The sequence below is a fragment of the Paenibacillus sp. MABNR03 genome (assembly GCF_050455445.1).
Lineage (GTDB): Bacteria > Bacillota > Bacilli > Paenibacillales > Paenibacillaceae > Paenibacillus > Paenibacillus xylanilyticus.
Map to the genome: position 1 here is coordinate 708,662 of NZ_JBCIYR010000002.1, position 12,315 is coordinate 720,976.

Below are 12,315 nucleotides of genomic sequence, written 5' to 3' on the forward strand. Positions count from 1 at the left end.
TTTGCTCATGCATAATCACCTGACTTTTTAATATTGATTGTATTGATATTCCGAGGATGAAGGCGGGAAGCTTTCATTTGATATGTCTGAAAATATATGTCGTTACTTACATTGTACTCATTCAATAATTTTTGTCTAGTGCAACTTTTATGTAGATGGACAAAATGAACTGAAAAGGGAAACGGCCTTTAGTATATTACCCAACCTTGGGAAGTTTACAAATTTATGCCCCAAATAATATATGACGATATCGAGATGGAAGGCAGATGCATGAAAAGGGCACGGATGCAGAAACTGATTGTAACCAGCAAACGTTTCAAAATGAGCCAGAAGTTTAAATTGAAGTGTAGGCAGCAAAAATATTGGAGTGAAGGAGAGATTTCTAATGGAAGCTTTATATACAGCAACAGCAACAGTCAAAGGTGGACGTACGGGTTCAGTGACATCATCGGATGGTGTGCTCAAACACGATCTCAAAATGCCAAAAGAGCTGGGCGGCTCCGGTGGAGAAGGTACGAACCCTGAGCAGCTCTTTGCAGCGGGATATGGTGCATGTTACGAAAGTGCTCTTGCAAACGTAGCGCGCAAGGCTGGCGTAAAACTGGAAGATGTGGTTGTAACAAGTAATGTATCCATTGGAAAAGACCCTGCAGATGATGGATTTCAGCTGTCGGTTCGTCTGGATGTAAGCATGCCAGGTGTCGACCACAGTCAGGCAGAGGATCTGGCTCGCAAAGCTCATGATTTTTGCCCGTATTCCAAAGCCACACGTGGCAACATCGACGTTGTATTAAACGTTGTCTAAACCTGTACTCGCTGGAGTAAAAAGCAAGATATATTAAGCAGGCTATCATGGGATACCTGTATACGGTACAAGCCCTGCTGGCAAACGGCAGGGTTTTGTATTTTATATTTCAAATGAAATGCAGGAGATTGCAGGTCAGATCGCGTACTCTTTTACATAATTATACTCTTGCTCCATGCCAGGCATCTGAAAAGGGGGAACGCAAATGAGTATTGAAGAGATGATTGAGCGAAGGTTTGTATGTACGAAATGTCGGGGAACAGATTGCAATATCAAGGAAGTGTCCATGTCGGGAGCCGGCCTTAGCAAAATGTTCGACATTCAGCATAATCACTATTTGTTTGTAGCCTGTTCTTCCTGTGGTTATGTGGAGGTATTCGACCCGGATGTGTTAAAGGGTAAAAAACAGGGTCAGGTGGGAACGATTTTGGATATTTTATTCGGCGGATAGAGTGGCATAACTTGGTCAGCTTGGAATCAATTCATAAAAGCAGCACAGTTCGTCCCGCCCTGAGTTGACATCGAACAAAAATTTCTTTAATATGACTTAGTACTGAGAAGTGTCATGCAGGAAACAAATTTGAATTGACAGGTGATATCCATGTCTTATAGACCAAGTATTGCAAAATTGCAAGTAGCTAGCAAAAACGAAAAAGACGGATTGTATGAATTTACAATGAAGCTGGTAGATGGCACACAGTGCCGCGTATTCTACTCCAAATCTCCGGAATGGAAGATGACAGCGATCAGCCGTCTGCAGAAAACGCCTTGTCCGGTATGCCGCAAAGATTTTATTTGCAAATGCATGGATCAATGGGCAGGTGACCTGCATCAACAAATGATTGAAGACGAGTGGATGGAAAAGGCGATTGCTGAGTAATTGCCGAACAGATACGAGCGTAGGCTTAAAGCCTGCGCTCTTTTTCTATTCTATTTTATGTTTAACATGTATAATTTTCTGCGAGTGCCGAACGTGAAGGGTAAAAATGGGTAAGTTAACCTAACAGCCATAATAAGAGGAGGTCTCGATTATGACATCAATTCGAGCGGATCAGCATCTGGGACACCCGATTGTACTCGTGGACGGGGTTTGTCACTTCTGTCAGGGATTAACCAAATGGATTATCAAACGTGATCCGGAAGGGAAATATCATTTTGCATCACTTCAATCTGATGCAGCCAAGGATTTGCTGAAAAAAGGGAATCTTTCGACAGACAGCATGGATACCTTTGTACTCATTGAAGATGGCCAGTATTATACACGTTCAACAGCTGCGCTGAGATTGGCCAAAGGATTGAAATTCCCATATCCATTATTATATGTTTTCATCATTGTGCCCAAATTCATTCGTAATGCGGTATATAACTGGGTAGCTCGCAATCGTTACCGGTGGTTTGGGAAGGACGAGGCATGCATGCTGCCAACACCAGAGATCAAGAATCGATTTTTATAAATAGCTATGGTACAGCACATTGTATCCGCAAATATGATTAATAAAGGAAACATTTGGGTAATGAGTACGGATCATATTTATTTGGGAGGAAAAACATTTGAAGAAGTGGACTACACTCATTATCGGGGCATTATTGGCAGTAAGCATGACAGCGTGCGGAAGCGATGCAGATAACAGCACTGCAACGCCGCCGGCAGGTAACGAAACGACAAATGAGGGCAATACACCTGCGGTAGAGGAAACAAAGATTCCTACACTGGAAGAATTGATTACCAAAACCAGCGAAGCTGCCAAAGAAATGAAAAGCTTCTCAAGCGATGCAACCATTGATCAAAATCTGAAACTGGAAGCTGGCGAACAGTCGCAGGATCAACAGGTTAAAACATCGCTGAAGATGGATATCATCAAGGATCCGATGATGATCTATCAGGAAATGAACATGGAAATGTCTGGTCAGGAGGCCCAAAACGTGAAGCAGTATATCACTGCCGATACGATCTATTCGCAGGTGGGAGAGCAATGGGTTAAAATTCCTGATGATCAAACGAGACAGCTGATTGAGCAAATGCAGGCAAGCATGAACCCGGAAGGTGAACTGGAGCAATTCAACAAGATTGCGGAAGACACCGAAATTACCGAAGAGGGCGACAATTATGTCATTAACGCTGACGTATCCGGGGATAACGTGAAGGAATTGGCTCAATCCGTAATGGAGCAGAACGGATCGGACGCCCAAACGCAAGCGATGCTTGAACAAATGAATATTACGAGCATGCAGATGAAATATATGGTGAACAAGGAGTCTTATCTGCCTGTTGGTACGGATGTAAACATGGTTATGGAGATGGAGCAGGAAGGACAAAAAATTACGATGGACATGAAAATGACCAGTACCTTCTCCAACCATAACCAGGTAGAAGCGATTGAAATTCCGCAGGAAGCATTGGATAGCGCAAAATAGGGAGTGGTAAGACTATAGAAATGATCCATTTGCCATCAATGTAACTTCATGTATAAGTTGAAGACATCTTTGATACGAGTATGTGTAAACCCAGGGGGTTGCCATCTTGAATCAGGGGTGTTTTCTTTTTCTCCAACAACTGGTCAGGGAGCATGATGTTATAGTATAGTCGTGGAAGCGATTAAACAATGTGATGTCATATGAAGTGGAAGGAGATTCAAGCAATGATTGAGTATGCTCATATACACCATGTTAGCCTGGCTGTACGTGATCTGGAAGTTGCCAAGCAATTTTATTCGGGATTGCTCGGTATGCAGGAGATTGAACGTCCACCGTTCCGCTCAACAGGTACGTGGTATGCGATTGGCAGTCAGCAGCTGCATCTGCTTCAGCACCCTCAGGGACATACGCTGCGTGAGGCAGGGATTGATACAACGGACGGTCATTTTGCAATCTGGGTGAAAAGTCATAAAGACACGATAGCCTGGCTGGAACAGCAGGGGATTGAGTACGAAGCGAGACCGGATAGTGTTGCCGGGTTTGCGCAGATTTTTATCCTGGATCCAGACCGCAACATCATTGAATTTGCTGCACCTTATCATTCATGAGGATGGCGGCAGAGAGTTGTTTGTATAAATCTCTTGCTCGTCCAGAAATTGTATGCTATATTATCCATACATTCATAGCACGTGACGGAAGCACCGTCCATATTCTGCATTTCATGCGGATCGTGGACGGTGCTTTTTTTGTGCTTAGGTACAGGGAGGGAAGGAGAAATTGATTGTACTGAAGGCCGTACTTGCTTCAAAAGACAGAGAGTACATCAGTGCCTGGCTTGATTTTGTACAGGGGAGTCCGTTTGGTGCAACGATGCGATTTACCGCCTTTTCACAGTGGGAATCGTTTCAGGAGTATATGCATGAACATGAAGGACAGGAACTGCCGGATCTGGTTATTGCAGAACCTGAGTTTCTGAATCCCTGGCTGGAGAGTATGGGTGGAGAGCCGGGTGTTCCTTGGCTGCTGCTCAGTGAAGGTCATGAGGATGTGGAGGAAGATAAGCGATTGATGAAGTATCAACCTCTGCCCACATTGTTGGATGCGGTTCTGAATGCAAGCCGGCAGCCGCGTCGCAAAAAGGTGCATCGTCCAGGACAGCAAACCATCTCCATTGGAGTGGTGTCAGCTTCTGGAGGAAGCGGAAAGACCGCTGTTGCACTGCATATGGCGAAGCAGCTGGGGCTGGCCGGATACGCTGTGCTTTATCTTAATCTGGAGACGCTGGATAGCGTGCTGCCATTTCTGGAGAAGGGATTAAAACGCAGTGTACAGCGTATGCCAGATGCAGAAACGGGGTTGTCCCGACTGTTGTACGACCTTAAGGTCAGCAGAAAGGGATCAGGCAAGCAAGGGCAGACACAAACTTCTTCCAAAGGGATCGATGGTTACGTACTCCGGCATGAAGGGCTGAAGGCAGATGTCTTCTGGCCATTATCAAACCGGAAGGAATTGCTGCAAATGTCGTGTGAAGATACGACGGGACTTATTCAATACTTATCCATTGCTGGGCAGTATGACGTGCTTATTCTGGATGGAGATTCTGATTGGGATGGCCGTAGTGAAGGCATTTTGGAAGCAGCAGATGCATTGGTATGGCTGGTTGAAGATGATCTGTCAGCCATGCACCGATGGGGACAGTGGATGCTGCATGCGGAGCGAACAAAGCCGGATCTGCATCAAAGTGTGCTGGATCGTGCCTGCTTTGTTGTGAATAAATACCGGGATAGTGTAGTTAATGCTTTACCACGACCTGATCTGCAACTGAATGCGGTGCTGCCTTATATCCCTTCCTGGAAGCAGCTTAGCCAGGAGGAAGTGATGCTAAGTTCTCCCATATTTCAGCGCGAAATAAAGAGGCTGTGTGCCATGCTTGTACAGGATGGAGAAGAAGATCTGAAACAGACGGGTCGCATCCACAATGGGGATGGGTGGGTATTATGAGCGATGTATCCAATAGAATGATGGACCGTGAAGAACAATTCCAGAACATGCGTCGGGAAGTCAGGGCAGGCCTGGATTTAACGTCTGCTGCCGGAGACAAGGAACTGTGGCAGGGGATTGAGCGAAAAGTGCTGTCTGATCCGATGCTGGATGATCTGACTTCTGGAGAACGGCACACATTGGTGCAACGGCTATTTGATTCGTTTCGGGGGTTGGATATTCTTCAGCCGCTTGTGGATCATCCTGATATCACGGAGATTATGATTAACAGTCACCGGGAGATCTTTGTCGAGCAGGAAGGGGAAGTTAGCCAAATTCAGCTCGAATTCGAATCCAGAGAACGGCTGGAGGATATTATCCAGATGATCGTCTCCGGGGTGAACCGGATCGTGAATGAGTCTTCTCCCATTGTGGATGCGCGGCTCAAGGACGGTTCGCGGGTCAATATTGTGCTGCCGCCGATTGCGCTAAAAGGTCCTACCATGACGATTCGGAAGTTCCCAAGTGAACCGATGACCATGTCGGACCTGATTGGAAAAGGTGCCTTGCATGAGGAAGCGGCAGAGCTGCTGCAGCAGTTGGTGCGCAGCAAATTCAATATCTTCATCGGGGGTGGGACCGGGTCAGGGAAAACGACTTTTCTGAATGCATTATCCCAGTTTATCCCTGCGGATGAACGGATCATAACGATTGAAGACTCAGCCGAGCTGCAGATTGTCACCGTACCGAATCTGGTATCGCTGGAAACACGGAATGCCAATACTGAGGGCAAGGGTGAAATCTCCATTCGGGATCTGATCAAGTCTTCACTGCGGATGCGTCCAAATCGTATCGTGATTGGTGAGGTGCGGGGTGCGGAGGCTTTGGATATGCTGCAGGCTATGAATACTGGACATGATGGAAGCTTATCCACAGGTCACGCAAATAATATTACGGACATGATCAGCAGATTGGAAACGATGGTGCTCAGTGGAGCGGAACTTCCAATTGCGGTTGTGCGGCAGCAGATCAGTTCAGCCATTGATATCTTTGTCCATTTATCCCGGCTGAGAGACCGTTCAAGACGGGTGACGGAGATCAGTGAAGTCATCGGCATGCAGGACGGAGAAGTGCTGCTGAATCCACTCTTTCGTTTTCAGGAGAGGGAAGAACGGGAAGGCAAGATCATTGGCGGATTGGTGCAGGTCGGAAAGCTGAAGCAGGTTGAGAAAATCCAAATGGCCGGGCTGGGAGATTGGCTGAATGAATACATAGGACGATACTACACAGAATTACCAGAATCAGATAACAACCAGAATTAAAGCTATTGGAAGGTGATCATGTTGGGTGAATCCAGACAGGCATTAACGGATTACACCGTATATACGCTATCCCGGAGACAACGAATTGTCTGCATGCTGATTAGTGGAGTGTTATTTTTCGGTGTCGGTATTTTGTTCTATCATCACTGGCTGGCTGGAATTGTTTTGGCTGCGGGATGCATATGGGTGCCAAAAAACTGGACAAAGGTTCTGCTGGAACGAAGAAGAATGACTCTGAGCTTGCATTTTAAACAAGCGTTATATGCGCTATCTTCCGCATTGGCTGCGGGGAAGTCGGTCGAAAATGGTTTTAAGGAATCGGTTGAGGATCTCCGGATGCTCAATCCCGAAGCGGATACCGATCTAATCCGTGAGTTCACGATTCTGCGGACACGGATGGAGTATGGTCAACCCATTGAGGAGGCGCTGCAGGACTTTTCGGACCGGGCCAGTATCGAGGATATTACGAATTTTGCCGATGTATTCATCACCTGCAAGCGGACGGGTGGAGATCTGGTTGAGGTGGTTCGCCGAACCTCTGCTGTAATTGGCGAGAAGCTGGACATTCAACAGGATATTATGGTCGCGGTGGCTCAGAAAAGGTTTGAGTCCAAGGCGATGTTCGCCGCTCCGTTTATATTTCTAATCTTTTTGAATTTGACGGCCAAGGATTTTATGGAGCCGCTGTACAGCGGGATGGGGTATCTGATCTCCAGTGGGGCCTTGGCAGTACTTGCCTGCTGTTATCTGTGGATTACACGCATTATGGATATCAAAGTATAAGGAGCTGATTCGATGCTGCTTCCCGTTATATTCGCCGGGTTGCTCGGAGCGGGATGGCTGGTGCTGGATCGAACGCGAGGACAGACCTACCGACATCTGCGCAAACTTCAGATGGAAGGATTGCGTCTGAACAGGCTGCATGGTCCCTTTCTGTTTTTACTGGACAGATTCGAGGCAGGCCGCAGATTGCCTGTGCTGATGTTCCGCATGCAGCATGCCATTCAGAAAATGTACGGCATACAGCACAGTGGAGAGAAAACGATGCTCTATAGTGCTGAAATGTTGACTTATGCTTGGCTGATGCTGCTTGTGGGCTGTCTGCTATCCCTTGTTGGTGATATGGGTCTCGGAGGCATGGCAGGCGGGCTTGCCCTTGGTGCTGCACTGCCTTTTGCACTCTACAAGGATCTTCATACCAAGGTGCAGCGAAGGGATCAGGATATTCTCATGGAGCTGCCCGAGTTGTTAAACCGGATTGTATTGCTGGTAGGTGCCGGAGAAACCGTACAAAGGGCTATCGTTCACTGTGTTGCCAGTCAGGGTGACCGCGACCACCCGCTGTACAACGAGCTGCGAAAGACCGTTGGCGATTGGAATAATGGTTACTCGTTTCAACAATCGTTTGAACAGTTCAGCCGCCGGTGCGGTGTACAGGAAGTCACGATCTTCACAACGACGGTGCTGCTGAACTTCCGGCGTGGGGGAGGTGACTTTGTACTTGCGCTGCGGGATCTGTCACATGTGTTGTGGGAGAAACGCAAGGCTGTCAGTCGGGCAAAGGGAGAACAGGCTTCTTCCAAACTGGTGTTTCCGATGGTTTTGATCTTTTTTACGATTGTGGTCATGATCGGAGCACCTGCTTTTATGATGATGAATATGTAGGGGGAATTGGGATGCAGGAATTGATGAAAAGCAAGGCAAGTGCATTTTGGAAGGAAGAGGACGGGCTAGGAACGCTGGAGCTGATTCTGATTATTGGCGTGATTATCATTATTGCCTTGATTTTCAAGGATCAAATTAAAACCTTGGTCACTCGGTTACTTGGTCAAGTTAGTAAGAAGAGTGATGAATTTTTTGAGTAAAAGGTTCAAAAAGGAGGATGGGAGCTTCACAATTGAAGCTTCCCTGGTCTTCCCGGTGGTGCTGTTTATTCTCGTGTTAATTCTGTTTTTCTCCATGTACATGTACCAAAAGACCTTTTTAAACCAACATGCATATGCAGCATCGGAACGTGCCGCCTACAGTTGGGATAACAGTCACAAGCAGGCCATGACAGGTGAAGTTGTGGCAGGTGAACATGACAATCTGTACTGGAGACTAACGGATGACCGAATGCTCGGAGCCTTGTTTGGGTGGGCCGGCGCGGATAATCAGATTAGTGTTCCGGTGCCAGCAGGGGATGGAGAGAATCTCACCGAGAAGAAATTATCCCAAGCAGTACAAGGCATGCCGAGTGGCATGCGTGGAACAATTGAGTATCAGAATTCTCTGGTGCAGCGAAAAGTTACGACCCAGCTGGAGCAGGTTATAACTTTACCGCTGCCATCTTTTTTATTTGATTCAGGTAACAATGTTCTGACGCAAGGATCATCCGCAGTTGTAGAGCCGACAGAATTTATCCGAACGGTGGATCTGATCCGTTATTATGCTGCCAAGTTTAAGGGGAATGGTGGAACCGCAGCAGGTACAGCAGCTGAAGCAGGGCAGGTTCTACAGCATTTTGGCAAAAAACAATAAGCAGAGAAAGGAGGAGAGCAGCGCTGTTCAGAAAAAAGAATGGTGAATCTGGAGCTGTAACCCTGTTCTTGATTTTAATCCTGGCTGGGATCTATATGTTTGTGGCTGTGTTCATTGATTATGCACGGATAGCCGCTTTCAAAGTACAGGCAGAACGCATGACACACGCGGCGATGAGATCGGTGATGTCTGCATATGATACTTCGCTGCGGGAGTATGGCTTATTCGGGTATGGGGACAGCGGTGGTGAAGCTATTATGGCGAAGGTACTGAATGATAGTGTGAAGCCGCCCGTGGTGAAGGACGGGTTTCCAATTTTGGATATCCAGTGGGATACAACTACCCTGAGCATGGAGCGCGAACTGGGCAGGTATGACATTTTCAATCGCCAGATCCAGGAGGATATGAAATATCGGGCTCCGGTTGATTTTACACTAGAAGTGGTCAATCGCTTCAAACCAATGTCGGAGGAAATGAAAGAAGCTGCACATACCGTAGACTTGCTCAAAAAATTGCAGAAGCTGTATGACAAGCGCGAGGAATTGCTGGATGAGGCGATAGCCAATCAGACGGATGCAGCCAATAAATTGAAGGATCTTCCGGCTTTGATTATGAGCCCCCCTTCGCCTGCCATTTACGATGAGATGATGGAAGAAACACCAGAGACTGCTGCCGAGATCGCGGCACGGTATACGGATTTTTTGAGCAAAAAACAAGCAGACGAGGGACTGCCATTCAACCAGCAGCAATATATCCTGGAGCTCGCTCGTTACAGGACAGGTGTAGGTCATGTGGTGACAGGCATAAGCACGGTCCTGCAACCGGCACAACAGGCTCATCAGTCGAAACTGGAGGAAGCTCAGTCCAAAATTGAAGAAGCGCGCAAAATTAACGAGGAAATGAAACGGGTCATCACTGAGGGAGAGAATCGTCCACAGAATGCGAGTTATGAAAAAGTAGGGAATTCGACCCTTCCCGGACAAAGTCCACCATCTACCGGATCGGGCAGCGAAGCGAAAAATACACGCTCGCTTGCTTCCGAGCTAGTCAGGGCTGACTCGTTGTTCGACCAGTTGAATGAACGGATTCGTTCGCAAACTTCAGATTTTAATAATGTGAGAAAAGACAGTGTCGAACTAAATACACAGCTTCGCAATGTCACTGGTCAGAGTGGTGTTCCGGTTAAGCCAGCGGTTAGACAGGCCAGTCAGGTCACGGAACGATACATGGACACTTATGTACGAAGCGGTCCGTCCAATGTCATCCTTCTCAGTAAACAGCTGCTGGAGGATGGTCGGGGATCTGATGCCCAGCGCAAGGCTAATGACAAAGAGTCCAAGGGGAAATTGAAAGACATGCAGCGAATTTTGTCACAGATTGAAAGGGGGCGCTCCGGATCAACGGAAGCATTCAAGCAATTAGAGCAGTATTACAATGCAAATATTGCATTTAACCAGGCAAGCCGTGAGGAAGCCAAGAAGGCAGAAATTGCAGGCGACCCGTACGATGCTGGCGGTGACTCCATGAACGGAATGGACAGTTTGTTTGGCGGAATGTCTGGTCTTCTGGATCGTCTTGGGGATGAATTGTTTCAGAATGAGTATGCACTCGCCTATTTCAATTCGATGGATTTTGGGCAATTGCTGGATTGGACTGAAGGGAACGGGGATTCAAATGAAGTCTTCAAATTGGAGAATCAGGAACTGGAGTATATCATCTACGGTTTTCATAATGCTTCAGGTAACATTGCCGCTGCATATGCAGAGATTTTTGGCATGCGTTTAGCAATTCGAACGGCAGAGGGCTTGATTGAAAACAGTAAGCTCGGCAATCCGCTTCTGGTGTTATCTGCAGCAATTTTATATGGGATTACACACGCCATAGCGGATATGGTGAAACTCGCCAAAGAGGGTAGTGTGGAGCTGTCCAGATATATCAAGGTCAAGCTTACATACAGGGACCACCTAAGATTATTCTTGTTAATGCATAGTAACAATGAACGCAAGATGTCCAGAATGTTGGCTTTGATCCGAATGAATACAGGCGTGAATCCGGATGAAAAACAAACATATGCTTCAGGTAACATCCGCAGCAGTATCAAATTGTGGTTTTTACCCGGAGTTGTGAAAAGTATAGGTGCGATTATGGGTAATGCAGACCAGGTTGAAGATGGGCGATTATTCATAGATCGGAAGACGGATTATTCCTATTGAATAATGCAGTTTTTTCAATGGAGGGATTATGGGGAAGCAGCATCAGCAGAAAAAGGAATGTGCACGATTGCGGATTTGGTTAGGAGAGTTGCGCAAACGGGGAAGATTAAAATCCCTGCATGAGCAGGCATGCTCTCCGAGAAAGGAACAAGGCAGCATCGTATTGGAAGCTTCACTCGTTCTGCCTGTGTTTCTGTTCTTTGTCATGTTTCTGATCTATATCGTGCAAATGACATTGATCTCGACAGCCTTGCAGATCACAGCAGGTGAAGCTGTGAAGCAGCTCTCCACCAAGATATACCCGGTCTCCCTTGTGTTCACTCCCTCAGATTCGGCTGGCGGCGGAGAGACGGGCAGTGACTGGAAAATACCTGAGTTATCCCTGACCGAGTGGGCTGAAGAGTACGCCTCATCGCTTCCGGAACCGTTAAGTCATTGGGTGCGTGCGGCTGCCGCCAGCGGTGAACAACCTTTGCAGGAGATTAAGACATCCGTTACGGAGACTGTACTTGATCCAGCCGTGAAACCTTTGCTTCAACCATTTATTGATCCGGTATTGCTGGATATGGAGCGTGTACATGTTAATGGTATATCTGTGCCGGATCTCAAAAACAAAACCAATCCGTATTTCAGGTTGGAATTAAGTTATGAACTGCCGATCAAAGTGCCCTTCCTCGGCAAACCATTGCGGATTCAGGCTGCAGCCGCTGAGCGCGTATGGATCGGGGATACGGGGGAGGGCTCGAACAGCGGTGAGGGAAATGGGGACGCCTCAGGTTCAGTAACCGTGTTATCCAAGCCGGAGCCGGCATACATAGGGAACAATGCAACAATCAAGGTTAAGTTAGAGCCTGGGGCCACTGCGAACTTAACGATATTTTACAAGTCGGGGGAGAGCACGGCTAAACATATCGGCTGGGCGACAGCAGACGAGAATGGTGTAATTGAGTGGAACTGGTTTGTAGGTACACGTACAACGGAAGGCACATGGACATTTGTAGTGGAAACCGCTGATGGAGTCAAGACAGAAACCGAGTTTAATGTGGCTTCCAGAAAATGA

At 47.1% G+C, this 12,315-nt stretch carries 14 protein-coding genes; all 14 read left to right on the forward strand.

Translation table 11 applies throughout. The features are described from left to right. Positions 1-385 precede the first annotated feature (385 nt). Positions 386-805, forward strand: a complete 420-nt coding sequence (locus tag AAIH57_RS11780; protein WP_175398258.1) for an organic hydroperoxide resistance protein — start codon at positions 386-388, stop codon at positions 803-805. Positions 806-1,010: 205 nt separating this feature from the next. Next, positions 1,011-1,256, forward strand: coding sequence for a zinc ribbon domain-containing protein (locus tag AAIH57_RS11785; protein ID WP_024629326.1), 246 nt, complete (start codon positions 1,011-1,013; stop codon positions 1,254-1,256). A 150-nt stretch (positions 1,257-1,406) separates the two neighbouring features. Continuing rightward, positions 1,407-1,685 carry a hypothetical protein gene (locus AAIH57_RS11790; RefSeq protein ID WP_175398259.1) on the forward strand — a complete coding sequence of 93 codons (279 nt, stop codon included), beginning with the start codon at positions 1,407-1,409 and terminating at the stop codon, positions 1,683-1,685. Positions 1,686-1,836: 151 nt separating this feature from the next. Further along, positions 1,837-2,259, forward strand: coding sequence for a thiol-disulfide oxidoreductase DCC family protein (locus AAIH57_RS11795; protein ID WP_175398260.1), 423 nt, complete (start codon positions 1,837-1,839; stop codon positions 2,257-2,259). Between the two features lie 97 nt (positions 2,260-2,356). Continuing rightward, positions 2,357-3,220 (forward strand): DUF6612 family protein, encoded by an 864-nt coding sequence (locus AAIH57_RS11800; RefSeq protein ID WP_430021726.1) that lies wholly within the window; start codon positions 2,357-2,359, stop codon positions 3,218-3,220. Positions 3,221-3,444: 224 nt separating this feature from the next. Then, a complete protein-coding gene (locus AAIH57_RS11805) occupies positions 3,445-3,828 on the forward strand; it encodes a VOC family protein (RefSeq protein ID WP_430021727.1) in 384 nt (127 codons plus the stop codon). A 169-nt stretch (positions 3,829-3,997) separates the two neighbouring features. Continuing rightward, positions 3,998-5,221, forward strand: a complete 1,224-nt coding sequence (locus tag AAIH57_RS11810; protein WP_430021728.1) for a ParA family protein — start codon at positions 3,998-4,000, stop codon at positions 5,219-5,221. Beyond that, positions 5,218-6,522, forward strand: a complete 1,305-nt coding sequence (locus AAIH57_RS11815) for a CpaF family protein (RefSeq protein ID WP_430021729.1) — start codon at positions 5,218-5,220, stop codon at positions 6,520-6,522. The genes AAIH57_RS11810 and AAIH57_RS11815 overlap by 4 nt, the downstream gene beginning before the upstream one ends. Before the next feature lie 18 nt (positions 6,523-6,540). Continuing rightward, complete coding sequence (locus AAIH57_RS11820) at positions 6,541-7,305, forward strand: type II secretion system F family protein (RefSeq protein WP_430021730.1); 765 nt, start codon at positions 6,541-6,543, stop codon at positions 7,303-7,305. Positions 7,306-7,317: 12 nt separating this feature from the next. Continuing rightward, on the forward strand, positions 7,318-8,187 hold the full coding sequence (locus AAIH57_RS11825; protein ID WP_175398266.1) for a type II secretion system F family protein: 870 nt from the start codon (positions 7,318-7,320) through the stop codon (positions 8,185-8,187). An 11-nt stretch (positions 8,188-8,198) separates the two neighbouring features. Further along, positions 8,199-8,387, forward strand: a complete 189-nt coding sequence (locus AAIH57_RS11830) for a Flp1 family type IVb pilin (RefSeq protein WP_175398267.1) — start codon at positions 8,199-8,201, stop codon at positions 8,385-8,387. Further along, a complete protein-coding gene (locus AAIH57_RS11835) occupies positions 8,371-9,042 on the forward strand; it encodes a TadE/TadG family type IV pilus assembly protein (protein ID WP_430021731.1) in 672 nt (223 codons plus the stop codon). Before AAIH57_RS11830 ends, AAIH57_RS11835 begins: the two co-directional genes overlap by 17 nt. A 68-nt stretch (positions 9,043-9,110) precedes the next feature. After that, the gene (locus tag AAIH57_RS11840) at positions 9,111-11,255 is read left to right on the forward strand and encodes a hypothetical protein (protein WP_430021732.1); all 2,145 of its coding nucleotides are present in this window, start codon (positions 9,111-9,113) and stop codon (positions 11,253-11,255) included. 28 nt (positions 11,256-11,283) lie between these two features. Next, positions 11,284-12,315 (forward strand): TadE/TadG family type IV pilus assembly protein, encoded by a 1,032-nt coding sequence (locus tag AAIH57_RS11845; RefSeq protein ID WP_175398270.1) that lies wholly within the window; start codon positions 11,284-11,286, stop codon positions 12,313-12,315.

Coding starts and splice junctions, on each gene's coding strand:
- AAIH57_RS11790 (WP_175398259.1), top strand. CDS start 1,407: ATGTCTTATAGACCAAGTATTGCAAAATTGCAAGTAGCTAGCAAAAAC.
- AAIH57_RS11780 (WP_175398258.1), top strand. CDS start 386: ATGGAAGCTTTATATACAGCAACAGCAACAGTCAAAGGTGGACGTACG.
- AAIH57_RS11805 (WP_430021727.1), top strand. CDS start 3,445: ATGATTGAGTATGCTCATATACACCATGTTAGCCTGGCTGTACGTGAT.
- AAIH57_RS11835 (WP_430021731.1), top strand. CDS start 8,371: ATGAATTTTTTGAGTAAAAGGTTCAAAAAGGAGGATGGGAGCTTCACA.
- AAIH57_RS11825 (WP_175398266.1), top strand. CDS start 7,318: ATGCTGCTTCCCGTTATATTCGCCGGGTTGCTCGGAGCGGGATGGCTG.
- AAIH57_RS11845 (WP_175398270.1), top strand. CDS start 11,284: ATGGGGAAGCAGCATCAGCAGAAAAAGGAATGTGCACGATTGCGGATT.
- AAIH57_RS11795 (WP_175398260.1), top strand. CDS start 1,837: ATGACATCAATTCGAGCGGATCAGCATCTGGGACACCCGATTGTACTC.
- AAIH57_RS11830 (WP_175398267.1), top strand. CDS start 8,199: ATGCAGGAATTGATGAAAAGCAAGGCAAGTGCATTTTGGAAGGAAGAG.
- AAIH57_RS11815 (WP_430021729.1), top strand. CDS start 5,218: ATGAGCGATGTATCCAATAGAATGATGGACCGTGAAGAACAATTCCAG.
- AAIH57_RS11820 (WP_430021730.1), top strand. CDS start 6,541: ATGTTGGGTGAATCCAGACAGGCATTAACGGATTACACCGTATATACG.
- AAIH57_RS11785 (WP_024629326.1), top strand. CDS start 1,011: ATGAGTATTGAAGAGATGATTGAGCGAAGGTTTGTATGTACGAAATGT.